Origin of the sequence: Acrocarpospora macrocephala (assembly GCF_009687865.1) — a bacterium.
GTDB lineage: Bacteria > Actinomycetota > Actinomycetes > Streptosporangiales > Streptosporangiaceae > Acrocarpospora > Acrocarpospora macrocephala.
In genome coordinates this window covers 13,078-38,625 of the sequence record NZ_BLAE01000081.1, presented here as the reverse complement: position 1 = coordinate 38,625, position 25,548 = coordinate 13,078, and the positions used below count along the sequence as shown (strand labels likewise).

The 25,548-nt window shown below is 69.3% G+C and carries 22 protein-coding genes and 1 pseudogene; 19 read left to right on the top strand and 4 right to left on the bottom strand.

What is annotated here, in order from left to right; all coding sequences use genetic code 11:
* The first annotated feature begins 78 nt into the window (after positions 1–78).
* The 6 genes and pseudogenes from Amac_RS46090 to Amac_RS54575 form a co-directional block, all read left to right on the top strand.
* Positions 79–1,086 (top strand): ABC transporter ATP-binding protein, encoded by a 1,008-nt coding sequence (locus Amac_RS46090; RefSeq protein ID WP_155360776.1) that lies wholly within the window; start codon positions 79–81, stop codon positions 1,084–1,086.
* Positions 1,079–1,750: an ABC transporter permease gene (locus Amac_RS46085; RefSeq protein WP_246269137.1), complete on the top strand. Its 672-nt coding sequence runs from the start codon at positions 1,079–1,081 to the stop codon at positions 1,748–1,750. The genes Amac_RS46090 and Amac_RS46085 overlap by 8 nt, the downstream gene beginning before the upstream one ends.
* Positions 1,747–2,409: an ABC transporter permease gene (locus tag Amac_RS46080; RefSeq protein WP_155360775.1), complete on the top strand. Its 663-nt coding sequence runs from the start codon at positions 1,747–1,749 to the stop codon at positions 2,407–2,409. Before Amac_RS46085 ends, Amac_RS46080 begins: the two co-directional genes overlap by 4 nt.
* 39 nt (positions 2,410–2,448) lie before the next feature.
* A complete protein-coding gene (locus Amac_RS46075) occupies positions 2,449–3,363 on the top strand; it encodes an ABC transporter substrate-binding protein (protein WP_155360774.1) in 915 nt (304 codons plus the stop codon).
* Positions 3,364–3,450: 87 nt separating this feature from the next.
* Positions 3,451–3,930, top strand: a complete 480-nt coding sequence (locus Amac_RS46070) for a flavin reductase family protein (protein ID WP_246269136.1) — start codon at positions 3,451–3,453, stop codon at positions 3,928–3,930.
* Between the two features lie 948 nt (positions 3,931–4,878).
* Positions 4,879–5,054: pseudogene (locus Amac_RS54575) on the top strand (hypothetical protein); the annotation flags it as partial.
* A gap of 27 nt (positions 5,055–5,081) precedes the next feature.
* Here the strand turns inward: Amac_RS54575 and Amac_RS54570 are convergent.
* Positions 5,082–6,047, bottom strand: a complete 966-nt coding sequence (locus tag Amac_RS54570; RefSeq protein WP_174900307.1) for a hypothetical protein — start codon at positions 6,045–6,047, stop codon at positions 5,082–5,084.
* A gap of 160 nt (positions 6,048–6,207) precedes the next feature.
* On the opposite strand from Amac_RS54570, the gene glgB reads away from it, so the two are divergent.
* The 4 genes from glgB (at position 6,208) to Amac_RS46045 (ending at position 10,926) form a co-directional block, all read left to right on the top strand.
* A complete protein-coding gene (gene glgB, locus Amac_RS46060; protein WP_155360773.1) occupies positions 6,208–8,379 on the top strand; it encodes a 1,4-alpha-glucan branching protein GlgB in 2,172 nt (723 codons plus the stop codon).
* 158 nt (positions 8,380–8,537) lie between these two features.
* On the top strand, positions 8,538–8,780 hold the full coding sequence (locus tag Amac_RS46055) for a hypothetical protein (protein ID WP_155360772.1): 243 nt from the start codon (positions 8,538–8,540) through the stop codon (positions 8,778–8,780).
* Between the two features lie 165 nt (positions 8,781–8,945).
* Positions 8,946–9,164: a hypothetical protein gene (locus tag Amac_RS46050; RefSeq protein ID WP_155360771.1), complete on the top strand. Its 219-nt coding sequence runs from the start codon at positions 8,946–8,948 to the stop codon at positions 9,162–9,164.
* 163 nt (positions 9,165–9,327) lie between these two features.
* Complete coding sequence (locus tag Amac_RS46045) at positions 9,328–10,926, top strand: glycosyl hydrolase family 18 protein (protein ID WP_218041684.1); 1,599 nt, start codon at positions 9,328–9,330, stop codon at positions 10,924–10,926.
* 79 nt (positions 10,927–11,005) lie between these two features.
* On the opposite strand, the gene Amac_RS46040 is transcribed toward Amac_RS46045, so the two are convergent.
* Both Amac_RS46040 and Amac_RS46035 read right to left on the bottom strand, forming a co-directional pair.
* Positions 11,006–13,582 (bottom strand): outer membrane protein assembly factor BamB family protein, encoded by a 2,577-nt coding sequence (locus Amac_RS46040; protein ID WP_155360769.1) that lies wholly within the window; start codon positions 13,580–13,582, stop codon positions 11,006–11,008.
* A 44-nt stretch (positions 13,583–13,626) separates the two neighbouring features.
* Entirely contained in the window at positions 13,627–14,382 is a 756-nt protein-coding gene (locus Amac_RS46035; protein WP_155360768.1) for a FadR/GntR family transcriptional regulator, read from the bottom strand.
* Between the two features lie 147 nt (positions 14,383–14,529).
* On the opposite strand from Amac_RS46035, the gene Amac_RS46030 reads away from it, so the two are divergent.
* Together Amac_RS46030 and Amac_RS46025 are read left to right on the top strand one after the other, a co-directional pair.
* Positions 14,530–15,705 carry a mandelate racemase/muconate lactonizing enzyme family protein gene (locus Amac_RS46030; RefSeq protein ID WP_155360767.1) on the top strand — a complete coding sequence of 392 codons (1,176 nt, stop codon included), beginning with the start codon at positions 14,530–14,532 and terminating at the stop codon, positions 15,703–15,705.
* Positions 15,702–17,315 carry an N-acyl-D-amino-acid deacylase family protein gene (locus tag Amac_RS46025; protein WP_155360766.1) on the top strand — a complete coding sequence of 538 codons (1,614 nt, stop codon included), beginning with the start codon at positions 15,702–15,704 and terminating at the stop codon, positions 17,313–17,315. Before Amac_RS46030 ends, Amac_RS46025 begins: the two co-directional genes overlap by 4 nt.
* 40 nt (positions 17,316–17,355) lie before the next feature.
* Here Amac_RS46025 and Amac_RS46020 read toward each other — a convergent pair whose 3' ends face one another.
* Complete coding sequence (locus Amac_RS46020; protein ID WP_155360765.1) at positions 17,356–18,255, bottom strand: dihydrodipicolinate synthase family protein; 900 nt, start codon at positions 18,253–18,255, stop codon at positions 17,356–17,358.
* Between the two features lie 121 nt (positions 18,256–18,376).
* Between Amac_RS46020 and Amac_RS46015 the strand changes: the two genes are divergently transcribed.
* The 7 genes from Amac_RS46015 (at position 18,377) to Amac_RS45985 (ending at position 25,545) form a co-directional block, all read left to right on the top strand.
* Positions 18,377–19,978 (top strand): ABC transporter substrate-binding protein, encoded by a 1,602-nt coding sequence (locus Amac_RS46015; protein ID WP_155360764.1) that lies wholly within the window; start codon positions 18,377–18,379, stop codon positions 19,976–19,978.
* An 86-nt stretch (positions 19,979–20,064) separates the two neighbouring features.
* The gene (locus Amac_RS46010; protein WP_155360763.1) at positions 20,065–21,009 is read left to right on the top strand and encodes an ABC transporter permease; all 945 of its coding nucleotides are present in this window, start codon (positions 20,065–20,067) and stop codon (positions 21,007–21,009) included.
* 34 nt (positions 21,010–21,043) lie between these two features.
* Positions 21,044–21,904: an ABC transporter permease gene (locus Amac_RS46005; protein ID WP_155360762.1), complete on the top strand. Its 861-nt coding sequence runs from the start codon at positions 21,044–21,046 to the stop codon at positions 21,902–21,904.
* Positions 21,904–22,902: an ABC transporter ATP-binding protein gene (locus Amac_RS46000; protein WP_155360761.1), complete on the top strand. Its 999-nt coding sequence runs from the start codon at positions 21,904–21,906 to the stop codon at positions 22,900–22,902. The genes Amac_RS46005 and Amac_RS46000 overlap by 1 nt, the downstream gene beginning before the upstream one ends.
* The gene (locus Amac_RS45995) at positions 22,899–23,933 is read left to right on the top strand and encodes an ABC transporter ATP-binding protein (protein ID WP_155360760.1); all 1,035 of its coding nucleotides are present in this window, start codon (positions 22,899–22,901) and stop codon (positions 23,931–23,933) included. Before Amac_RS46000 ends, Amac_RS45995 begins: the two co-directional genes overlap by 4 nt.
* A complete protein-coding gene (locus Amac_RS45990; RefSeq protein ID WP_170322998.1) occupies positions 23,930–24,802 on the top strand; it encodes an NAD(P)-dependent oxidoreductase in 873 nt (290 codons plus the stop codon). Before Amac_RS45995 ends, Amac_RS45990 begins: the two co-directional genes overlap by 4 nt.
* On the top strand, positions 24,799–25,545 hold the full coding sequence (locus Amac_RS45985; RefSeq protein ID WP_155360758.1) for a cysteine hydrolase family protein: 747 nt from the start codon (positions 24,799–24,801) through the stop codon (positions 25,543–25,545). Before Amac_RS45990 ends, Amac_RS45985 begins: the two co-directional genes overlap by 4 nt.
* Positions 25,546–25,548: the final 3 nt, after the last annotated feature.

Here is a 25,548-nt window from a genome sequence, read left to right as displayed (position 1 = left end):
GATCGACTGCAGGGACAGCTTGGCTGAGGGGCGGCCAAGTCCGCCGTGCCGGAGGCGCGGCCATAGCAAAGGTCACGAGTGATCAAATTTGACGGCGTCACCAAGCGCTACGCGGACGGGACCGTGGCTGTGGACAACCTCAGCCTGGAGGCGGCGAGCGGGACGATCACCGTCTTCGTCGGGCCCTCCGGCTGTGGCAAGACCACCTCGCTGCGCATGATCAATCGAATGATCGACGCCACCACGGGCCGGATCACGCTGGACGGCCAGGACGTCAAGGCCATCGAACCGGCCACCCTCCGCCGCGGCATCGGCTACGTCATCCAGCAGGCCGGGCTCTTCCCGCATCGCACGATCGTGGACAACATCGCCACCGTGCCGTACCTGCTGGGCTGGGACCGGAAGAAGGCCAGGGCGCGGGCCATGGAGCTGCTCGAACGGGTGGGCCTGGACCCGAAGCTGGCCAAGCGGTATCCGTTCCAGCTGTCCGGCGGGCAGCAGCAGCGGGTCGGCGTGGCCCGGGCGCTGGCCGCCGATCCGCCGGTGCTGCTCATGGACGAGCCGTTCAGCGCGGTCGACCCGATCGTCCGGACGAGCCTGCAGGAGGAACTCCTGCGGCTGCAGTCCGAGTTGCACAAGACCATCGTGTTCGTCACCCACGACATCGACGAGGCGGTCAAGCTGGGGGACACGGTCGCGGTCTTCCGGGTCGGCGGGCATCTGGCCCAGATCAGCGATCCGGCCACGCTGCTGAGCGCGCCCGCCGACGACTTCGTGCGCGAGTTCCTCGGCCGCGACCGCGGCATCCGCCGCCTGTCGTTCGTCCCGGCCGCGGACGTGCCGCTGAGCCCGCCGCCTGACACCCTCGTGGTGGACGACGGCAAGCCGGTGGGATGGAAGTCCGACGACGGGACGCGGCCGTACGGGAGCTTCAATCCGGCGACGGACTCGCTGCGGGCCGCGCTGGACGCGGCGCTGCTGTCGGTGAACGGCGTGGCGGTGGCCGTGGACGGCGACGGCAAGGTGCTCGGCGTGGTCGCCAGGGACGCCCTGGACGCCGCCGTGTCGGGAGTGGCCCGTGGATGAGCCGCTCATCCGGTGGGACTGGATCGCCAGGAACTGGGACAACGGCAGCCCGCTCGCGATCAGGACCCTGCTGGAGAACCACATCGTCATGGCGTTCGTACCGGTCGTCTTCGGGCTGATCCTGGCGATCCCCCTCGGCCTGGCCTGCGCCCGCTGGCGGCTGCTCTACCAGCCCACCACCGCCCTGATGAACATCGTGTACGCCATGCCCTCGCTCGCCCTGTTCTCCATCCTGCTGTCGGTGACCGGGCTCACCCAGACCACCGTGATCATCCCGTTGACGCTGTTCTCGCTGGCCGTGCTGATCCCGTCCGTGGTGGACGGGATGACCTCGGTCCCCGATCACGTGCGGCAGTCGGCCACGGCGATGGGCTTCCGGCCGCTGCGGCGGCTGATCCTGGTCGAGCTGCCGATCGCCACGCCGGTGGTGCTGGCCGGGACCCGGGTGGCCACCGTGGCCAGCATCAGCCTGGTCAGCGTCGGCGCGCTGATCGGCCAGGGCGGCTTGGGCGCGCTCTTCACCGACGGCTGGCAGCGGCAGTTCTCCACGCCGATCATCGTGGGCATCGCCCTGATCGTCCTGCTGGCCGTCGCCGCCGACCTGGTGCTGATCGTGCTGCAACGGCTGCTGACGCCGTGGTCGCGGGCCAGGAGGTCGGCGTGAACTGGCTGATCGACTTCTTCGGGGAGCCGGCCAACTGGTCGGGTCCCGACGGCATTCCCACCCGGTTGCTCCAGCACGTCGAGTTCTCCCTGCTCGCGTTCGCGATCGCCGCGATCATCGCGCTGCCGCTCGGGCTGTGGGTCGGCCACACCGGGCGCGGCGCCGTGCTCGTGGTGCTGTCGGCCAATGCCGCCAGGGCGCTGCCGACGCTGGGCCTGCTGGTGCTGGTCGTGCTGCTCATCGGGGTGGGCACGATCTGGCCGGTGCTGATCCCGCTGATCGCGCTGGCGGTCCCGCCGATCCTGGTCAACACCTACGAGGGCATCAGGAACGCGGACGCGGATCTGCGCGACGCCGCCTACGGCATGGGGCTGCGCGGGCGGCAGGTGCTGTTCAGCGCGCTGGTCCCGGTCGCGCTGCCGCTGATCCTGCTGGGGCTGCGGCTGGCTGCGATCCAGGTGGTGGCCACGGCCACCGTCGCCGCGTACGTCGGGCTTGGCGGTCTGGGCCGCTACATCATCGACGGTCTGGCCACCAAGGACTATCCCAGTGTCTTCGGGGGAGCGGTGCTGGTCGTGCTGCTGGCGCTGGCCGTGCAGTTCGGCTTCGCGCTGCTCAACCGGGTGGTCGTCTCGCCGGGGGTGCGCCAGGTCCGCTAATCTCACCTTTACCCCCCGAATTTGAAGGGATATTTCTCGATGAAACGCCTCATACTCACCGCGGTCGCCGCGGTGTTCACTCTGTCCGCGTGCGGGGGCGGATCCGATCCGCTCAGTCAGGCCACTCCCACCGCCGCCGCGCCGGCCAGTTCGGGGGGAACGACCGCCGCCAGCGTCACCGTCGGCTCGTTCGACTTCCCGGAGAGCGTGCTGCTCGCCTCGATCTACGCCCAGGCCCTGCAAGCCAAGGGCGTGACGGTCACGGAGAAGCCCAACATCGGCAGCCGCGAGATCGTCTACGACCAGATCAAGAGCGGCGGCCTGACCATCCTGCCGGAGTACATCGGCTCCCTGCTGGCCTTCGTCGACAAGAACGCCACCGCCAAGAGCACCACGGACGTGGTGACCGCGCTGGGCACCGCCCTCCCGCCCGAGCTGCAGGTCCTCGCCCCGTCGGCGGCGCAGGACAACAACTCGCTGACGGTCAGCAAGGAGACCGCCACCAAGGACAACCTGAAGACGATCGAGGACCTGGCCAAGGTCTCCAAGGACTACATCGTGGGCGGCCCGCCGGAGTTCAAGGACCGCCAGGAGGCGAACTTCAAGACCGTCTACGGCCTGGAGTTCAAGCAGTGGGAGCCGACCGGCGCCACCACCGCCGACGCCATCAAGACCGGCACCATCCAGGTCGGCAACGTCTTCACCACCGACCCCAAGATCATCCTCAACGACCTGGTCTCCCTCGAGGACAACAAGAGCGCGTTCGCGGCCGAGAACGTCACTCCGCTCGTCTTCAAGGCCGGCGTGGACGACACCGTGAAGTCCACCCTGGACGCGATCTCGGCCAAGCTCACCACCCAGGGCCTGCTCGACATGATGAAGAAGATCGCCGTCGACAAGGCCGACCCGCCCGTGGTCGCCAAGGACTGGCTGACCCAGAACGGCCTGCTGTAGCAATGGGAAAGTCGTGATCTGGACAGCCGCAGCGGGCTGTCTAGCCACCTGGAACCCTGGCCCCCACGTGGGGGCTAGGGTTTTCCGGTGAGCGAGTTCACCGAGGCGATGGCGCAGTTGGCCGGGGGAGTGGCCGTGGTCACAGTCCGGGACGGCCGCGACGACGTCGGCAACACGGTCAGCACCCTGCTCTCGGTCTCCGCCGACCCCCCCTTGATCCTGGTCAGCCTGACCTCCTCCAGCTACCTGGCCGAACTCCTGCTCCGCCAGGACCGCTGGGCGGCCAGCCTGCTCGCCGACGGCCAGCAGGCCATCGCCTCCCGCTTCGCCACCCCCGGCCGCCCCGGCGCCCGCCTACTCCTCGCCGGCACCCCGCACCACCGCGGCACCATTTCCGAGGCGCTCCTCATCGACGACGGCGTCGCCGCCCTCGAAGCCGAAACCACCCGCGTCGTCCCCGCCGGCGACCACACCCTCTTCCTCGCCACCGTCCTCTCCGTCGACTACGTCGACACCGTCAGGTCCCCCCTGGTACGGCTCCGCTCCCGTTACCGCGCCGTCGGCTAGCGCATGCGCCGACCGAACCGCCCAGACCGCCAGGAGGGCGCTGATCATGCCGGAGGACTGAACGACAATCCGCCAGAAGATTGAGGGAATGGGGACGATGGTCGGCAAGTCCAGCTGGTGCCACCAGATCATGTGACCTCCCGCCAGGTTGGCCCAGGCCGGCCACAGTGCTCGCCAGGACCAGCGGCCGTCCAGCCGTTGGGCGACCAAGATCATCCCTAGCCAGATCGAGTGCACGACCGAATTGAGGTTGAAGACAAAGATCCATTCAATGGACATGGGCAGGGCGAGAATTTCGAAGACGACGTAGACCGCGATCATTTCCATGACACTGATCGCGCCGAAGATCGAAGTCAGCCACAGGAACAGCGGTCTCGTGCCGGTCAGGACCGGGTGAAACAGGACGACAAGCAGGACATTCATCAGGATCGTCGCGGGCCAGGGGATGAGACTTGGGGCGATGTATTGGAGAAACCAGAGCAGCAGGTAGCCTCCGGCGGCCCAGTAGAGAGTTCGGCGTAGGCCGTCGACGCCTCCGGTCCACCAGGGCGACCGCAGCGGGGGAGTCGTCCTGGCGGGTCCCCGGGCAACTTGCCAGATCGCCCAGACGATGATCACCGCTGCCGCGATCCGCAGCGGCGCGAAGATCGCCGCCTCATCGAACGGCGGATACCAGGTCTGCGCGATCATCCAGTCGGGGAGGTCGTCGCCCACGAGATTGAGGTAGGCGCTCGCCGCCGTGAAGATCACGGCATATCCGCTGGCGAGGATCACACCAATGACCCAGAAGCGATATCTGCTCATGCGCGTGTCCTCCTGAATGATCAAATGTCGCCCTCATTATCGGGACTCACGCGAGGCTTCAGGAGGAGCGAAGTGAATCTTTCGGGCGCGGGGGTGGGTGGGTGCGGGGGAGGTTCTGGGGCAGGGCATGAGCGGCTCTGGGAGGTGCTCGACGCGCGGGTACTCGAAGGCGGGTACGGCTTTCGCGGTCTGGGCCCCCAACGCGCTGGGCGTGCGGGTCATCGGCGAGTTCAACCACTGGAACGGGGGCCATCCGATGCGGTCGCTCGGGGGTCTGGGAGCTGTTCATCCCCGGAGTCGAGGCGGGCTCGCGGTACAAGATTGCCCCCAGCCGCCCCGGCGCCCGCCTACTCCTCGCCGGCACCCCGCACCACCGGGGCACCGTCTCCGAGGCGCTCCTTATCGATGGCGGCGTCGCCGCCCTCGAAGCCGAGACCACCCGCGTCGTTCCCGTCGGCGACCACACCTTCTTCAGGTCCGTCCTGGTACGGCTCCGCTCCTGTTGCCTCCCCGTCGGCTAACTGATGCGCCGACCGTACGGCCCAGAGCGGAGCGAATACGTTCGTGTCGGATAGCACGGCCAGCAACTGGAGGGCCAGACCCGACGCGATCACCTCCCGGTAGAGGACGTCAGGACCGATCAGTATCAGCGTCAGGAGGTTGGCCGCGATCAGTGACAGCCAGCCAGGCCACAGTGCGGTCCAGGTCCAGCGGCCGTCCCTGTGCTGGGCGATCAAGATCATGATTAGCCAGATTGCGGGCCCGAGGTAGACGGCGACCTGGATCATGGCCAGCTCTACCGGGGCGAGGCTGCCGAAAAAGATGGAGAAAGACGTGACCTTGCCCACGATTCCGATCGCCCCGAAGATCGTCGCGGTCCACCGGAGCATTGCGGATGTGCGCGTGAGCACGCGATGGAAGAGGATCACGACAATCGCGGCCACGATGATCTCTAATATGCCGGTGATCGACAGTGGTGTGTCATCCATGATGATGAACGCCAGCTGTATTCCGGCCAGCCAGTAGAGCGCGCGGCGCAGGCCGTCGTTGCCTCCGCTGCGCAATGGCGTGGCGAGCTTCGGCACGGTCCTGGCCGGGCCGCGCGCGACCTGCCAGAGCGCCCAGGCGATCAGCAGGCTCGCCCCCGTGGCCCAGATGAAGGTGACGAGAGCCGAGTCGAGGGGGTCTACGTCAAGTGTCCACGTGGCGGTCTCGTGCCAGGTGAAGTAGTAGCGGGCCAAGATCGCGCCCTTCAGCGCGCAGTAGCCGCCCGCGAGGAGCAGGCCGAGAACCGCGTAACGGTATTTGGTCACGGGACGTGTCCTCCTGAATGATCAAATGTCGGTCACTGTAGCCGGATTCACGCAGGCGTTCCGGTGTGGTGAAAAGAATCTTTCGGGCGCGGGGGGTGGGTGTGGGGGAGGTTCTGGGGCAGGGTAGGAGGGCGGCGGGTGAGGCAAGGAGTGAGGCAGCGTGGATGACCAGACGCGTAGGGATTTGGACCGGCTGGCCGGAGGGGCGCATCACGATCCGCATGCGATCCTGGGCGGTCATCTGACCGCGGACGGGGTCGTCATCCGGGTGTTGCGGCCGTTCGCGGAGAAGGTCGAGGCGCTGGTCGACGGGGCGGCGTATGCGCTGCGGCATGTGGCGTTCGGGGTGTTCGAGGTGGTTTTGCCGGGGCTGGATAAGATCCCGGCGTATCAGATCAGGGTCGCCTATTCGGGCGAGGAGCCGTATGAGGCGGGGGATCCGTACCGGCACTGGCCCACGCTCGGGGAGGTGGACCTGCACCTGATCGGGGAGGGGCGGCACGAGCGGCTCTGGGAGGTGCTCGGTGCGCGGGTGCTCGACCACGACGGCGAGGTGGGTACGGCTTTCGCGGTCTGGGCCCCCAACGCGCTGGGCGTGCGGGTCATCGGCGAGTTCAACCACTGGAACGGGGGAGGCCACCCGATGCGGTCGCTGGGCCGGTCGGGGGTCTGGGAGCTGTTCATCCCCGGAGTCGAGGCGGGCTCACGGTACAAGTTCGAGATCCTCGGCGTGGACGGGGTATGGCGGAGCAAGGCCGACCCGATGGCCCGGCGCACCGAGGTCCCCCCGCAGACCGCCTCCGTAGTCGACAAATCCGAATATGTCTGGAACGACGAGGAGTGGCTGGCCGAGCGTTCGGCGCGGGACGCGCTGGCCGCGCCGATGAGCACCTACGAGGTGCATCTCGGGTCGTGGCGGCCCGGGCTCTCCTATCGGGAACTGGCCGAGCAACTCACCGCGTACGTCACGGACATGGGGTTCACCCACGTCGAGTTCCTGCCCGTCGCCGAGCACCCGTTCGGCGGCTCCTGGGGCTACCAGGTGACGTCCTACTACGCGCCGACGTCCAGGTTCGGCGGCCCCGACGACTTCCGGTTCCTCGTCGACACCCTGCACCAGGCCGGGATCGGCGTGATCGTCGACTGGGTGCCCGCGCACTTCCCGATGGACGAGTGGGCGCTGGCCCGCTTCGACGGCACCCCGCTCTACGAGCACGCCGACCCAGAACGCGGCGAGCACCCCGACTGGGGCACCTACGTGTTCGACTTCGGCCGCCGCGAGGTGCGCAACTTCCTGGTCGCCAACGCGGTCTACTGGCTGCGCGAGTTCCATGTCGACGGGCTGCGGGTGGACGCGGTGGCCTCGATGCTCTACCTGGACTACTCGCGCCGGGACGGCGAGTGGACGCCCAACATCTACGGCGGCAGGGAGAACCTGGACGCGATCGAGTTCCTCAAGGAGATGAACACGCTCGCCTACCGGGAGGCCCCCGGGATCGTGACGATCGCGGAGGAATCCACCGCCTGGCCCGGGGTGTCGCGGCCGGTGCACCTGGGCGGGCTCGGGTTCGGCTTCAAATGGAACATGGGGTGGATGCACGACGCCCTGGCGTACATGAAGCACGAGCCGGTGTTCCGGCAGTATCACCATCACCAGCTGACCTTCTCCTTGATGTACGCCTACTCGGAGAATTTCGTGCTGCCGCTCTCGCACGACGAGGTGGTGCATCTGAAGGGTTCGCTGCTGGCCAAGATGCCCGGCGACGAATGGCAGCGCTTCGCGAATCTGCGCGGCCTGTACGCGTTCATGTGGGCGCATCCGGGCAAGCAGCTGCTGTTCATGGGCGGCGAGTTCGGCCAGGGCTCGGAATGGTCGGAGTCGAAGGGGCTCGACTGGTGGGTCCTGGATTTCGACTTCCATCAGGGCGTGCAACGCCTGGTCAAGGACCTGAACCGGGTGTACGCGTCGACGCCCGCCCTCTTCTCGCAGGATTTCACCCCCGACGGATTCCGCTGGATCGACGCGGACGACGCGCCGGGGAACGTTTTCTCCTTCCTCAGGTACGGCTCCGACGGCTCGGTTCTGGCCTGCGTGGCCAACTTCTCCGGCGGCCCGCACGAGGACTATCACCTCGGGCTGCCGCGGGAAGGGCGCTGGGAGGAGGTGCTCAACACCGACGCGTACGAATACGCCGGCAGCGGCATCGGTAACCTCGGCGAGGTCATCGCCACCGACGACCCCCATCACGGTTTGCCCTGCTCCACCCACCTCCGGGTACCCCCTCTGGGCGCCGTCTGGCTCCTCCACAAATCGGAAATTTCCGACATCTAATTAAATAGGCGAAATGAATGACCTTGGGATTTATTAACGTGCATTAGAGTTCGACTGCACTCTTTCGTGGCGATGTCTGGATTGGAAGTGTCTCGGCGGTAATGGCGTCGGGATACGAAATTCCGGAATTTCTTCCCACATAGGAGGAGTGCTACCTCATGCGAGGTCAGATCTACTTCCGGCGTGCCGTGGCCACCACGTGCGCCACCTACGCGGAGGCAGGCGGCGCGATGGTCGACGTCGGCCTGCCCGGCATCCCAGCCGGCCCGGCCCGGCCAGTCCTGCTCCCCTGCGTCGACGCACCCGGCCGCGAAGCCACCTGCCCCACCGACGCCCGGGAGAAAACCCAGGACACCACCATCATCGACTCCATTCCCACCGCCCTGAAACCCCGCGACTAGACCTCAGTACCCGAAACCGCGTCACCCGGTGACGCGTTGATATTCCTTCTCGTGGCGTCTGCGCCGCGTCGTTCCCTTCATGGGAGCAATATTGGCGGGCAGCACTTCAGCCAAGCCCGCCCGTGATTAGAACAACGACCGGCGCACAATTCGGATGATCGACACGTGCGCCGGTTGTTGTCCCTGAACCAGTTCGACGAGGACTTCCTGCGCCGCACCCTCATGCCCGTCGCCAAAGCCCTCCGCGAGGACGTCGACATCGTGGCCACCGTCCGCCCCGCGGGCGTCACCGCCGCCGGCTGCTCCATCAGCGTCGGCTACACCGCGCCGAACCTGTCCACCGGCACGCGCCGCATGATCGAAATCAAGGTCGTCTTCAACTGATCGACGGCCGCGCCTTAGGTCAGGGTTAAGCGGACATTAACCCCGATGTCGCCCCATTGACCCTGCCCCATGATTGACCATACGCTCCGGAACAACTCATAGGAAACTTTCCTATTAGTACGAAGGACTGACCCTATCTGACCTGGAGCAACCCTTGCGTCGAATGACATTCGGGTCCTTGATCGCCGCGGCGGCGCTGTTGGTGCCGTTGGGGGTCGGGACGGCTATCGCTGCAACTCCGGCTACCGCCACCTATGCCGTCACCTCCGACTGGGGCTCCGGCTTCGAGGCGAAGGTGACGGTCCGGGCGGGCGACTCCGCGCTGGCCAGCTGGCGCGTCGAGTTCGACGTCCCGGCGGGAACCGCCATCAGCTCGGCCTGGGACGCCGACATGACGAAGAGCGGCAACCACTACACCTTCGTGAACAAGGGCTGGAACGGGGCGGTTCCGGCGGGCGGGCAGGCCTCGTTCGGCTTCATCGGGGCGCCCGGCGGGCTGGCTGCCGTACAGAACTGCACCCTGAACGGAGCGGCCTGCACCGGCGGCACGAACCCGTCACCCTCGCCGTCGCCGAGCCCGACCGCGAGCCCCAGCCCGACCGCGAGCCCCAGCCCGAGCCCGAGTCCCACGCCGACCTCGCCGCCCGGGCGTAAGGTCATCGGCTACTTCACCAACTGGGGCGTCTACGGGCGCAACTACCACGTGAAGAACCTGGAGACCAGCGGCTCCGCCGCCAAGCTCACCCACATCCTGTACGCCTTCGGCAACGTCAGCGGCGGCCAGTGCTCGCTCTCCGACACCTACTCCGACTACGACAAGTTCTACTCGGCGGCGGATTCGGTGAACGGCGTGGCCGACACCTGGGACACCGGCGCGCTGCGCGGCAACTTCGGCCAGCTGCGGCGGCTGAAGGCCATGCACCCCGGCCTGAAGGTGATCTTCTCCTTCGGCGGCTGGACCTACTCCGGCGGCTTCACCCAGGCCGCCGCCAACCCGACCGCGTTCGCGAACTCCTGCTACAACGTGGTCGAGGACCCGCGCTGGGCGGACGTGTTCGACGGCATCGACATCGACTGGGAGTACCCGAACGCCTGCGGCCTGACCTGTGACACCAGCGGCTTCGCCTCCTTCAAGAACCTGATGCAGGCGATCCGCAACCGGTTCGGCGCGAACAGCCTGGTGACGGCGGCGATCACCGCCGACGGCACCAGCGGCGGCAAGATCGACGCGGCGGACTACGCGGGCGCGGCGCAGTATGTGGACTTCTACATGCCGATGACCTACGACTTCTTCGGCGCCTTCGCTCCGCAGGGCCCGACCGCTCCGCACTCGCCGCTGACGTCCTACACCGGCATCCCGCAGGCGGGTTTCTACTCCGACGCGGCGATCCAGAAGCTCAAGTCCAAGGGCATCCCGTCCAGCAAGCTGCTGCTCGGCATCGGCTTCTACGGCCGGGGCTGGACCGGGGTGACCCAGAGCGCGCCGGGCGGTTCGGCCACGGGCGCCGCGCCGGGCACGTACGAGGCGGGCATCGAGGACTACAAGGTCCTCAAGACCAAGTGCCCGGCCAACGGCACGGTCGCCGGCACCGCGTACGGGTTCTGCAACGGCCAGTGGTGGGGATACGACACGCCCAGCACGATCACCGGGAAGATGACCTACGCCAAGAACCAGGGCCTGGCGGGCGCCTTCTTCTGGGAGACCAGTGGTGACACCAGCAACGGTGAGCTGATCAGCGCCATCTACAACGGTCTCCGCTAGCCACCCCCGGATCCTCGGGGTCGGCTCGACCCCATCCCCGGAGGATCGACGGCCCTCGCGTCTGCAGACGCGAGGGCCGTCACTCATTGGCCGTGCCGAGCAGCCGGAGCATTCCGTCCGCGGTGGCCACCAGGATCTCCACCCGGCCGTCACCGTTCACATCGGCCAGCACCGGGTTGGTGACCGCGGCGGGAAACTGGTGTTCCCAGACGATTTCGCCATCGCGCAGGCACAGCAGCCGGCCGGCCCGGGTGCCGACCAGGAACTCGTCGCGCCCGTCGCCGTCCAGGTCACCGGCGGCGACCGCGCGCTCCGGGATGGCCGGTCCGGTGTCGAGCTGCCAGCGCACCTCCCCGGTGAGCCCGTCAAACGCCGCGAACCGGCCGTCGCGCGACACCGCTCCGAGCAGCCACTGTCCCGGCTCCGGCGCGCGGGCCAGCGCGGAGCGGCCCGGGAAGTAGCGCCACAGTTCGGTGTTGACCCGCCACACCGTCTCGCCGTCGAGGCCGATCAGTTCCAGGCCATGGATCCCGTCCGCGCGCAGCAGCGCGGCGGTGCCCGGCACCGCGATCGGGGTGGTGTACGCGGCGGTCCAGTCGTTTTCCGCGCGGACCTTCCCGGTTTCGTCGTACAGGCGCAGCCGGCCATGGTCGTCGGCCGCGATCAGCCACGTGTCCCCGCCCAGCGGCACCACGCCGGGCCGGGCCGGATGCCCGCCGTGCAGAGGATCGGCCCAAAGTGGGGCACCGCGCTCGTCGTACAGGGCCAGCGCCGCGGTGTGCACGCCGGTGTGCAGGTTGGCGAGCAGCCGGAAGGTCAGGCCGAACGGGACGAGCGCCAGAGCCGGCGGCGCGGCCAGCGCGATCGTGATCGCCGTCGCGTCCTGGCCACCCGGTTCACGGTGCACCGTCGCCGCTGGGCGGTCACCGTCCACAGTGGACACGACTAGCCGGTGCGTACCCCCGGCGTCGCGGTGCAGCGCCGGCAACGCGCCTGGCACCCGCCACTCACGGTCCAATCCTCCGGGCCCTGGTGTCCCGCCGATGACCTGCCCGCCGGCCAGGTCGGTGACGATCTCGGGGCCGTGGTCCCGCGTCCACACCAAAGGCTGGCAGAACCGCCCCGAGGCCGGTACGGGGTCGCCGACCGGGGACAGATCGGGACCGCACCGGCTGACCCGGCCGTCCGCGGTGGAAAGGATGAGCTCCCCGCCGTACCAGTCGGCCCGGGTGTACTCCGGCCCGGCCAGCCGCCGCGACGTCCGCCCGTTCCACACATGGATGCCATCGTCACGGCGGACCAGCAGTCCGGGCGAACCTGAACCGTCCCGCACCTCGACCGCGCTCCGCCGGTCCGCGTGGAAGTTGACGTGTTCGGGAAGCGCCGAGTCGCTCGAGGTGAGCAGCGCGGCATCGGCCAGCGTGGCCAGCGTCTCCAGGGTCGTGCCGTCCACGATCTCCAGCACGGTACGGCCCGCTGGCCGGCGCTCGGATTCGCGGCTCACCACGAGTTCGGGACGCCCATCGCCATCGAGGTCATGGCATCCCCAGAAGTACCGTCCCGGCAACACGGACGACGCCCCGGCCGCCAGGTCACCGCCGGACAGACCGGCGGAGAGATCGAGAACGAGCGTGCGCCACCGACCGTCCTGCCAGAGGCCGACGACGAGATCGGGCCGCCCAGTCCCGCGAACGTCCGCGACCGAGGTGATCTGCGGGCGCAGCTCACGATGGTCCTCGGGCCAGTCCTTCTCCACGAAGTGACCCCAGGCGCGATGGAGTCCCGCGGGGGAGTGCCCGGTCACCGCCAGGTACTCCTCGACCTGGCAGCTCACCAGGACGGCGCCGAGTCGTGGGCCGCCGTCCGGCGACACGGCTTGCAGGAGCCCGTACGGGCGGGCGCACGGGTAGTCGCCGGGATCGGGCCGATAGCGCGTGACGAGCCGCACCGCACCGGTCCCGGCGTCGATCACCGCCTGGTAAAGCCGGCCGTCCTCGCGCCCGAGCACCAGCGCCTCGGTGTCGGCACTGGCATAACCCGTGCCGCAGCGACTGGACACCAGCACCTCGGCCTGGCCGCCCCCGGTCACGTCCGCGACTACCACGGTGGGCCCGAACCCGGCGTCGTACGCGTCCCCGTAGTCCACGTCCCACACCACGGACGGCCGGCCAGGATCGGAGAAATCGACACACCGGCCCCGGGTCGAGTAGGTCGGGAAGCACACCCAGCGCAGCGCGCCGGGGGAGCCGAACACCTTGGACGCGCCGGGCCCGGCGAGGTTGGCCCGCGCCTCCGTGCTCCAGGTCCACACCGGCGTACCGGTGTCCAGGTCGACCAGAGCCACGGTGCGCTCGTCGGTGGTGATCAGCGCCTGCCACGCGTCGGGCGCGCCGAACCGCCCGGCGTGCAGCACCCGGGTGACGCCGAGCGTGTCCGCGCGCCAGATCGGCCTGCCGTCCCAGCCGGTCGCGGCGAGCGTGCCGCCTGCCTGGACCAGCAAGGCTTCGGCGCCCCGGACCCGCACAGTACGGGCGAATCGCACGTCCCCGCCGGTGTCGAGCTGCCAGACCTCCACCGGCGCGTGGCGGTATCCGCCTGGAAGGTCTGTACGCCCGAGGTTGCGGCCATCGCCACGCGCGGTCCACCACTCTGACACCTCGACCCCCAAAGTCTGTCTTAGGACAGAGTTCAGAATCGAGGTTAGGCACCCGGCGCTGTGCTGTCCAGGTCCCGGAAGTAGTGCCGGGCGCGCTCCAGTATCGCCCGCATGCACTGCTCGGCGAGCTGGGCGTCACGTGCTTCCAGGGCCAGCAGCAGCGCCTGGTGCTGGGTGTTGGTCTCGGCGTGGGTCAGCCCGGCCGCCTCGGTGAGCTGACCGCCGCGATGCCGCTCGGCGGTGAGCGCTTCGGCCAGCGCGTCCAGGATCGACTGGAAGAACCTGTTGCGCGAGGCGCGGGCGATCGCGCTGTGGAATGCCATGTCCAACTCGACCCGGCGGGTCAGATCGTCCTCCGCGTCGTTGAGCTGGGCCATGACCGTGCGGAGTTCGGCGATCTCGACGGCCGTCGCCCGGGTGGCGGCCAGCCCGGCGGCCTTGGTCTCGATGGCCAGCCGCAGTTCGAGGAGCTCGTCGATGGCTTCCTCGTGGGCGTCCACGGCGAGCCGGAAGTAGTCCTCCACCGCGACCGGGCGCAGCCCGCTGACCGTGGCCCGCTTGCCCTGGCGGGTCTCCACGACGCCCTGGTTGGTCAGCGTGCGAAGGGCGTCGCGGACCACCCGCTGGCTCACGCCATACCGGTTGGCCAGGTCGGACTCGGAGGGCAGGGGGTCGCCGTCGATCAACCCCTCGGTCTTGATGAGGTCTCGGATCTGGTCGGCGATCTGCTTCCCGAGCGGGACCCGGGTGTGCCGCCACTGCCCCTGTGGTGCTGACTCCCCCATGGTCACGCCGGTCACCCTTCCAGAATCGGCCGCTGCCGACCGGCCAAGTCGGCCACCTGTGGGACAGCGTAGCGCCTTCCGTGCCACCCAGGACACAGGAGGTATGACCTAGGGCCTAACCTGGGTTACATTGTCGCAGTGAGCTGAGCTGTGGGAGGTGTCATGCGAGTCACCGGTGTCCGCCAGTGGATCGCCGATTTCGGGTTCTACAACGCCATCTACGTCCGGATCGAGACCGATGAAGGTGTGGTGGGGGAGGCCGAGGTGGCGATGCGCAGGCGCACGCGGTCGGTCGCCGCCCTGATCGAGGAGCTGTCCGAATACCTGATCGGGCGTGACCCCACCCGGATCGAGCAGCACGCCGAGCGCATGTACCGGGACGCGTTCCTCGGCGGCACCCTGCTCACCATCGGGATCAGCGCGATCGACCAGGCGCTCTGGGACCTCAACGGCCGGGCGCTGGGCGTCCCGGTCCACCGGTTGCTCGGGGGGAAGTTCCGGGATCGGGTGCCGGTCTACACGCACGCGAAGGCCGGGGGCTCGCCGGAGGAGCTCGCGGCCGAGATCCGGGACCGGGTGGACCGGGGCTTCACGGCGGTGAAGACCACGCTGCCCGGCTTCTACGAGAAGGTGACCAGCGTCAAGCACGATCGGCCCGCGCTGATCCCGGCCCGGCAGACCGAGACCGAGTTACTGCCCACCTGGACGTTCAAGGTGATCGCGGAGTATTTCGCGGCGGCCAGGGAGGCGGTCGGCCCGGATGTCCATCTGATGCTCGACTGCCACGGCCGGCTGAACGTGGCCAACGCGATCCGGCTCTGCGAAGCGCTCGCGCCCTATGACCTGACCTTCATCGAGGAGCCGGTGCCGGCGGATCGGGTGGACTGGATGCTCGAGGTGAGCCGCCGTTCGACCACCCCGATCGCGGCCGGCGAACGATGGGGCAACCACTTCGCCTCGGCCCCGTTCATCGGCGCGCACGCGGTGGCGGTGGTGCAGCCGGATGTCGGGATCTGCGGCGGGATCACGGCGGCTCGCAAGATCGCCACCTGCGCGGAGGTGCACGGTCTTTCGATCGCGTTCCATAACCCGTTCGGGCCGCTGCAGAGCGCGGCGACCTGGCAGCTCGCGGCCACCCTGCCGAATCTGCTGATCTCCGAGTCGATGATCACACCGGCCCAGATGCAGTACTGGGAGCGGTATACCGAGGATCCGCCGCGGGTGGAGAACGGCGAGTGGGTGGTCACGGACGCGCCCGGGCTCGGGCCGCGGCTGCGGGTCGAGGAGATCGTCAAGCACCCGTTCAAACCCGAGCTCGACCGAGGGGGCACCCGATGAGCGAGCCCTACCAGCTGATCATCCACTCCGGGCTTGTCGTGGACGGGTCGGGAAACCCCGGGTTCCACGCCGCCGTCGGGGTCCGCGGCGACCGGGCGTACGTGCTGCGCGGCGACGTGTCCCAGGTGCCCGCCGAGCGCCGGATCGACGCCCGCGGCCTCGTCGTCGCCCCGGGCTTCATCGACGCGCACTCGCACTCGGATCTGGTGCTGATGGTCGACCCGACGCTGGAGATGAAGGTACGGCAGGGGGTGACCACCGAGATCCTGGGAGTGGACGGCCTGTCCTACGCGCCCTTCGACGACCCAGCCGACCTGCTGCGATTCGTCCGGATGAACGCCGGCATCGCCGGCCACCCGGAGATCGACTACTCCTGGCGGTCCGTAGCCGACCTGCTGGCCCGCTATGACGGCGGCGCCTCGGTCAACGTCGGGGTCTTCGTGGGCAACACCGCGCCCAGGATCAGCGCGCTCGGCTGGTCGGACGCGCCGGCCGGTAAGGTCGCGCTGGACCGGATGCGCGGGATCGTCCGGGACGCGATGCGCGACGGCGCCCTCGGCTTGTCCACCGGCCTGGACTATCCGCCGGGCAGCCACGCGGACACCGACGAACTGGTCGAGCTGGCGAAGGAGGCCGCGAGGTTCGGCGGGATCTACCACACCCATGTGCGGTACGCGTTGGGAGACACCTACCTCGACCCGTTCCTGGAGGCGCTGGAGATCGGCCGGCGGGCCGACATTCCTGTGCAGTTAACCCATTTCTCCCGCTCGATGCGGGCCACGTACACCGGCGGCGCCCAGCGCATGCTCGACCTCGTGGAGGGCGCGCGTACGGACGGGCTCGACGTCACGTTCGATACGTATCCGTACGAGTGGGGCGGCACCCGGCTGGTCCGGCTGCTGCCCGGCTGGCTGCAGGCGGATGGACCGGACCCGCTCCAGGAACGGCTCGCCGATCCGGCGCTACGCGACCGGTTGCGCGCGGAGTTGCAGGACAGCGCGGCGGTCCGGCAGTACGTGGTGAGCCGGCCCTTCGCCGACGTACGGCTGGGGAACCTGAACGATCCGGCCCACGCGCGGTTCGAGGGCTGGAATCTCGCCGAGGTGGTCACCGAGTGGGGCGGTGACCTCACCGAGACGCTGTGCGTGCTGGCCGCGGCCAACCCGGGCGCCACGTTCACCAGGCCCAGCCCGCAGGCGATGACCCTGTGGAAGTTCGTCTGCCATCCGCTCGGGATGATCGCCAGCGACGCGGTGCTGATCGGGGCGTACCCGAGCCCCCGGGCGTACGGATGTTTCGCCCGGGTGCTGGGCGACTTCGTCCGCGAGGAGCGGCTGCTCTCGCTGCCCGAGGCCATCCGCAAGATGACCTCGTTCCCGGCGCAGCGGCTCGGCCTCTCGGATCGCGGGCTGGTGCGCGACGGGATGAAGGCGGACCTGGTGGTCTTCGACCCGGCCACGGTGCACGCGCCCGCCAGCTTCGAACGCCCTCGGGAACTCGCGCTGGGTATGTCCTATGTGGCGGTGAACGGCCGGCTGGTGCTCGACGACGGCGTGCTCACCGGGGCGACTCCGGGCCGCGCCCTGCGCGGACCCGGCGCCACCTGCTGACTCGCGGGCTGCCCCGCGTGCGGGGCAGCCCGGTTCCAGCTCAGCTCTCGGCGAGCAGGCGGGCCAGGGTCTCGCGCTGGTCCGAGGTCAGCGGGAGCAGCGGCGCGCGGCTGTGCCCGCCCGGCAGGCCCCGCATCGCCAGCATCTCCCGGTAGATCGCCAGATCGCTGACCGGCCCGAGGGGCTGCCGCGTGTAGAGATACTTGATCGGCAGGATGCGCGCCCAGGCGGCCCTGGCGGCGGGCAGATCACCGCGCTGCACGGCCTCCCACAGGGCGACCGCGTCCGGGGTCGCCACGTTGAGGATCCCGCTCACCCAGCCGTGCGCGCCACCGGCCATCCCCTCAAGCGGAGCCATGAAGCTGCCGTAGAAGACGCGGAAGCCCTCGTCGGTGGCTGCTCTTGCCTCGTGGACCTGGTGCACGGTCGGGAACGTGCTCTTCACCGCCTGCGCGGCGCCCTCCACGTACAGGGTGGCGAGGTCGGCGGCGGTCAGCGGCTCGGTCCCCGAGTTGGCCGGATTGTTGTAGACCATGATCGGGATCTCGGCGGCCCGCCCGACCGCCCGGAAGTGCGCCAGCACCTCGTCGCGGTGCGGGCGCTGGTAGTACGGCAGGATCACGATCGCACCGGAGGCACCGGCCTCGGCGGCGCCCTGGGTCAGCTCGACCGTCTCCGTGGTGCTGAACGCGCCGGTGCCGGCGATGACCGGGACCCGGCCGGCCGCGGCCTTCACGGTGACCTCGAAGAGCCGGCGCCGTTCCCGGCCGGACAGGGAGATGAACTCGCCGCTGGTCCCGGCGACGACCACGCCGTGCGCGCCCTGACCGATCAACCAGTCCACGTGGGCGGCACTGGCGTCCTCGTCGAGCCGGCCGTGCGCGTCGAACATTGTCAGGGCGGCGGGGAAGATCCCGCCCCAGATGGTGGTGGGTTGCATGACCGTCCTCTCGTGCGTGTGAGGTCAATGTAACACTTATGACCTAAGTCAGGGGTCTTGACCGCGGCTTGGATCGCGCCCTAATCTCTGCGCTAGTTACGTGGAACCCTAAGGAGGCGGGATGCGGCGAACAACGGCGCTTACCGGGGCCTTTGTGCTGGTCGGCGTGTCCGCGCTGGCCGGCTGTGGCGGCTCGGAACCCGGTGCATCGAGCACCCCGAGCACCGCGATCACCGAGATCACCATGTTGCAACCCGAGCCGAGCCAAGGGCTCGATCCCAATATCGCCGCCGCCGATGCCTCGCGTATCCCGATGGCGATGATGTACGAGACCCTCACCGAGCGCGACGAGAACGGCAAGCTCGTCGGCGCGCTCGCGGAGAAGTGGGAGTCCTCGCCGGACAACACGACCTACACGTTCACCCTCAAGGGCAACGCCGCCTTCAGCGACGGGACCCCGGTGACCGCCGAGGACGTCAAGTTCTCTTTCGACCGGATGAAGACCGGCGAGGTGATGAAGGGCCTGCTCTCGACGCTGACCGGCGTCGAGGCGGTGGATCAGAAGACGGTGCGGTTCACCCTCTCCGCGCCGTCGCGGATCTTCCCGGAGACGGCCAGCCGGCCGGGCAGCGCGGCGATCCTCTCGAAGAAGGCGGTGGAGGCCAAGCCCGACTACTTCACCCTTCCGACCGCCACCTCCGGGCCGTGGCAACTCACGTCCTATGTCCCGAAGGGCAGCGCGATCTTCGACGTCAACCCGCACTACCCGACGCCGCCGAAGATCAGCAAGATTCGGTACACGTTCTCGGAGGACCCGTCCGGGCACGCCGCCGCCATCGAGAGCGGCTCCGGCGACATCGCCAACATCGGTTACACCGACGCCGAGCGGCTCAAGAGCGGCGGCTCGGTGCAGGTGCTCCAGTCCGACGCTCTGGCCCCCCTGTTCTGGGGCTGGGACCGGACCAAGCCCCCGTTCTCCGACAAGAAGGTCCGCCAGGCGGTGGCCTTCGCCGTGGACCGCGAGGGCCGGCAGACCGCCTGCTGGTCGGGCACCGGCGGGGTCACGTACGGCAACATCCTGCGGCCGTGGGATCCGAACTACACAGAGATCTCCACGTATCAGACGTCGAGCCGGGCGGATGCGATCAGCAAGGCCGGCGCGCTGCTCGACGCGGCCGGCTGGGTGCAGGGCGCCGGGGGGACCCGGACCGCCAAGGGTGTGGCCGGAGTGGATGACGGCACCCCGTTCAAGGTCTCCGTGCCCTACGAGTCCAACTGGCCGGCCGCCGGCTGCCACGTCCAGGTGCTGCAGCAGAACCTGAAGGACGTCGGCATCCAGGTGACCCCGGAGAAGTACGATCCGGCGGCGTACTGGGGCGACGTGGCCAAGGGCAAGTTCGCCATGTACCACGGCGGCGCCGGCGCCAGCGGAGCCGCGGACCTCTACCAGAACTGGTTCCACACCGGCGGTTCGCTCACCTCGCTGACCACCCATCTGGCCGATGAGTCGCTGGACGCCAAGATCGATCAGGCGCTCGGCGCGGGCACCCCTGCGGACGCCACCGCCATCTTCAAGGAACTGGAGCAGTGGCAGGCTGACGAGGTGCCGATGCTGGTGGTCGGCTACCAGTGGCCCCAGGTCGCGGTCAGCAAGCGGGTGAAGAACTTCACCGCGCCGCTGGACGACGACTCCTACAGCCTGGTGCGGGCCAGCGTCGGCTGAACCGGTGCCGGCGCGGCGGTTGACTGAATCGGTGGTGATCGGCGGGAGCGCCGGTCACCACCGATCCTGGGAAAGGAAGGTGGGCGATGCTCCGGTACGCACTGGGCAGAATCCTGCTCGCGGTGCCTCTGCTCTTCGGGCTGTCCGTGCTCTCGTTCGTCTACGTCAGGCTGATTCCCGGCGATCCGGTCACCGCGATGCTCGGTGTGAACAGCAATCCCACCGTCGTGGCCCAGCTGCGCGAGCAGTTCGGCCTGGACCGCCCCCTGCTCGGCCAGTACGGCGACTGGCTCGCCGGGGTGATGCGCGGGGACTTCGGGGTCTCCTTCCGTTCCCAACTGCCGATCAGCACGATCATCGTCGACCGGATCCCGGCCACGCTCCAGCTGGCGGGCGCCGGGCTGGTGGTGTCGTTGCTGATCGCCATCCCGGCGGGGGTGGCCGCCGGAATGCGCCCGGGCTCCCGGCTGGACTCGCTGATCACGTCGGCGACCCTGTTCGGGCTCGCGGTGCCGGCGTTCTTCCTGGGCACCCTGTTGATGCTCTTCTTCTCGTTGAAGCTGAACCTAGTGCCGTCCCAGGGATACGTGCCCTTCGCCGACGACCCGGCGCAGAGCCTCCGGCTGACGGTGTTGCCGGCGCTGACGCTCGGACTGGCGATCAGTCCGTACCTGGCCCGGTTGACCCGATCCGCGGTGCTCGAGACAGCCCAGGAGCCGTTCGTGCCGTTCGCCCGCGCGAAGGGCCTGGCACCACGGAAGATCTCCATCGGGTATGTGCTGCGCAACGCCCTGCCCTCGCTCGTCGCCGCGCTGGGGCTGACGGTCGCCTCGCTGATGGCCGGCTCGATCGTGGTGGAGGCGCTGTTCAACTGGCCCGGCACCGGTCGCCTGGTCACCGGCGCGGTCACCGAGCGGGACTACGCGATGGTGGAGGCGTTACTGCTCATCTACGGCGGCCTGTTCATCGCGGTCAACCTAGCCTGCGAGATAGCCCAGAGCCTCCTCGACCCGAGGGTCAGGCTGACGTGACCGCCGAGGTGTTCTCCCCCGCTGAGGCGGCGAGATGACCGCGCCGGCCGCTGTTCTCGTCACCGAGCCCCGGGCGGTGGGCCGGCGGCGGACGCCGCTGCTCACGGTGGTCGGCGCGATCCTGGGACTGCTGGTGTTGCTCACCATCGTGATCGGCCCGTGGCTGATCGGCAAGGATCCGTACGCCATCGACGTCGGCAACCGGTTCGCCGGTCCGAGCGCGGCGCACTGGCTGGGCACCGACGAGCTCGGGCGGGACGTGGCGAGCCGGATCGCGCACGGCGCGCGGGCGACCGCGTTGATCGCGCTTGGCGCGGTGGCCCTGGCCACGGCCATCGCCATTCCGCTGGGCGTGCTGACCGGGTTCCTCGGTGGCTGGGTGGATCTCGTGGTCACCCGGGTGGTCGACCTGTTCTTCGCGATCCCGTCGCTGCTGGTGGCGATCGGCGTGGTCGGGCTCTTCGGTCCTTCGCTGACCACGACCATCCTGGCGCTCGGCTTGTCGTACTGGCCGTTCTACACCCGGCTGATCAGGGCTGCGGTGGTGGGCATCCGGTCCCGGCCCTACGTCGACGCGGCCCGGGTGCTCGGCGCGTCCCGGCTGCGGGTGATCAGGACCGACATCCTGACCGGGCTGGTCCCGCTGGTGCTGGTCCAGACGACGGTGCTGCTCGGCTTCGCCATCCTCGATGAGGCCGCGCTGGGCTTCCTCGGGCTGGGCGTGCAGCCGCCGCAGGCCTCGTGGGGCTCGCGCCTCGCGGAGAGCCGGGAGTTCATCCTGGCGCATCCCGAGTTGGCGCTGGTCGCGGGCGTCCCCATCGTGCTCGCGGTCTTCGCCATGAACCTGCTCTCCGATTCGCTCCGCGATCGGCTCGACGCGAAGAGGACCGGCTGATGGCCACTGTCGTGCTCCAAGTACGGGATCTCGCCGTGGAGTTCTCGCTGCGCGGGAGCGTGGCGCGGGCCGTGGACGGGGTCGGTTTCGACGTGCGCGCCGGTGAGATCGTCGGCATGGTCGGCGAATCCGGCAGCGGCAAGAGCGTGACCATGCTGGCGTTGCTCGGGCTCGTCCCCCGGCCGGGCCGGATCGTGGCCGGTTCGGTGCGGCTGCGCGACATCGACCTGGGCACGCTCAGCCTCCGGGAGCTGGCCCAGTTGCGGGGCCGCCAGATGGCGCTCATCCCGTCTGACGCGGGCGCCGCGCTGAACCCGGTGACCCGGATCGGCGCCCAGGTCGGCGAGGGGCTCGCCGCCCACCTGCCCGACCTGCCGCGGGCCGAGCGGCCGGGCCGGATCCTGGACATCCTCCGGCGGGTCGGGTTGCCGCGCCCTGAGCACCAGGTCCGGCGGTATCCGCACGAACTGTCCGGCGGGATGCAGCAACGGGTGGCCGTGGCGATGGGGGTCCAGCTCGGGCCGGACCTGCTGATCGCCGACGAGCCGACGACCGCGCTCGACGTCACCATCCAGGCCCAGATCCTCCGCCTGCTGCTCGATGTACGCGAGCAGTCGGGCACCGGCATCCTGTTCGTCACCCACGACATGACCACGGTGGCGGAGATCTGCGACCGGGTCCTGGTCATGTACGCCGGCCAGATCGTGGAGTCGGGTCCCGTGGTCGAGGTGTGCACCGCTCCGGCCCACCCGTACACCCGGGCCTTGCTCGACGCCATACCGCCGCTGGGCGGCGATCCGCCCGAGCAGCTGACCACGATTCCGGGCGCGCCGCCCGATCCGCGCGCCTGGCCGGCCGGGTGCCGCTTCGCCGAACGGTGCTGGCTGCGCGAGCGGCTGGGCAACCCGGAGAAGTGCACCTCGCTCGCCCCGGACCTCGCTGACCTTGAGTCTGAGCGGCGCAGCCGGTGCCACTTCACCGAGGCGGTGGTCCGGTGACCGGGGAGCCGCTGCTGTCGGTGCGCGGTCTGGTGAAGGACTTCCGGGAGCGCGGTTTCGGGCCCGGGCGGTCGACGGTACGGGCGGTCGACGACGTGTCCTTCGACGTGTTTCCCGGCGAGACGCTGGGCCTGGTGGGGGAGAGCGGTTCGGGCAAGACGACGATCGGGCGGCTCATCGTGCGGCTGGAGGAACCGACCGCTGGTCAGATCGAGTTGCGCGGGCAGGATCTGCGGGGACTGTCGGGGCGGCGATTGCTGGAGTTCCGCCGGGACGTACAGATGATCTTCCAGAACACGCAGAACGCCTTCAATCCGCGGCGCACAGTTCGTTCGGTGCTTTCTGATCCGTACCAGATTCATCGGCTCGCGGCCGGAGCGGACCTGGACGAGCGGATGGGGGCGCTTCTGCGCCAGGTCGGTCTCACGCCCGCGATGCTGGACCGGTATCCGCAGCAGTTCAGCGGCGGGCAGCGGCAGCGCCTTGGCATCGCCCGGGCGCTCTCCGTTCAGCCCGCTCTGGTGGTGGCCGACGAGCCGGTCTCCGGGCTGGATGTCTCGGTGCAGGCGCAGGTGCTCAACCTGTTCGCCGAACTCCGCCGGGAACTCGGCCTGGCCATGCTGTTCATCAGCCACGATCTGCGCGCTGTCTACTTCCTGTGCGAGCGGATCGCGGTGTTGTACCTCGGCCGGCTGGTGGAGATCGGTCCACGGCGCACGCTGCTGGAGAACCCGGTGCACCCGTACACGCGGGCGTTGATCGGTTCGATACCGGTGTTCCGGCCGGGTGGCGGCTTCACCCGTACGGTGATCAAGGGCGAGATCTCGGACTCCGGGCCGGTCACGGCAGGCTGTCATTTCGCGCCCAGATGCCCCCTGTGGCGGGAAATGGGCCAGCCGGCGCGCTGCCGCGAGGAGCGCCCGCTACTGCGCCCGGCGGCCGGCGGCGGCATGGCCGCCTGCCATTTCGCCGAGTCGTCGCCCCCGCTCGCGGCGAATCTGGCCGGGCAGCCTTCGGGAGGGCACGCATGAGGATCGGCTGGATCGGCACGGGCCTGATGGGCGCGCCGATGGTGGCGCGGCTGGTCGCGGCCGGGCACCAGGTGACCGTGCACAACCGGACCCCGGCCAGGGCGGAACCGCTGCTGGCCCTGGGCGCGGGCTGGGCCGGCTCGATCGCGGCGGCGGCCCGGGATCGCGACGTGGTCATCACCATGCTGCCGTTTCCCGCCGACGTCGAGGCGGCCTACCTGGGTCCTGACGGCATCCTCGCGAACGCCTCGCCCGGCACCATCGCGGTGGACATGTCGACGTCGTCGCCCGCGCTGGCCCGGCGGCTGGCCGACATCACCGGAGGTTCGGTTCTGGACGCTCCGGTCAGCGGCGGGCCCGCCGGGGCGCAGAGCGGCGCGCTCTCCATCTTCGTGGGCGGTGCCGCCGACGCGTTCGAGCGGGTCCGGCCGGTCTTCGAGGTGCTCGGCTCGACCGTCGTGCACCACGGCCCCGCCGGCGCCGGGCAGGCCGCGAAGCTGGTCAACCAGGCGCTCGTGGCGAACGTGACGCTCGGCATCTGCGAGGCCTACGCCGTCGCCGAGGCGGCCGGGCTCGATCCGGCACGGGTGCACGAGTCGGTACGGGTCGGGGTGGCGGGTTCGCCGCTGCTCGACTTCGCCTGGCCCCGGCTGAGCAACGGCGACCTGGAGCCCGGATTCAAGGTGGCGCACCTGGCCAAGGACCTCGGCCTGGCCCTCGACGAGGTCGGCGACGCCCGCCGGCTGCCCGGCACCAGCCTGGTCCGCGAGCTGTGCCAGGCGGTAATCGACGCGCTCGGCGGAGATCGGGGAACGCAGGCCCTCATCTCCCAGACCCAGCCGGCCCTCCCCAGTGAAGGACAACGATGACGCTGACCCTGACCGGCCGGTACTACCGGATGTACCCGTCGTTCGACAACCCGCTCGGCCACGCGGAGGAAGAGCTGGAACTCGACCCGGCGCGAACCGGATTCCTCATCGTGGACGCCTACGGCCAGGGCTTCGACGACGAGGAAGAGCATCCCGACCTGACCGGAATCTACGCCCCCGACCCCGTCGTGAAGGAGATCGTCCGGGAGCACATCGTGCCGGCCCGGGAGGCGGCGCGGCAGGCCGGTCTGCCGGTCGTCTACCTCACCAACCATCTCTCGCCCGGCCTCACGGAGCGCACCGAGTGGCGCAACCTCTCCATGCGCACCTGCGACGTGGACGTTCTGGAGGCGTGGCGGGAACCCAACGACATCCTGGCCTTCTCCAAGGTGATCGCGCCGGGTGACGGCGAACCGCTGATCCGCAAGCAGATGTACAGCGGCTTCTACGAGACCACACTGGACTCCACGCTGCGGGCGCGCGACATCCGGGACCTGGTGGTGGTCGGCTTCGACAGCCGGATCTGCCTCGGCAACACGGTCACCGAGGCGATGTACCGGGGCTACCGGGTGGTGGTCCTGCGCGACTGCGTACGGACATTCGAGTATCCGGAGACGCGCGAGGGCGAGCTGGCCAACCTGCTGGCGATCCGGTACATCGAGTCCAACGTGGGATACACCGCCACGTCAGCGCAGTTCACGGCGGCCTGCGCGCGGTTGGCAGGCGGCCGTGCCGGGGACTGACCG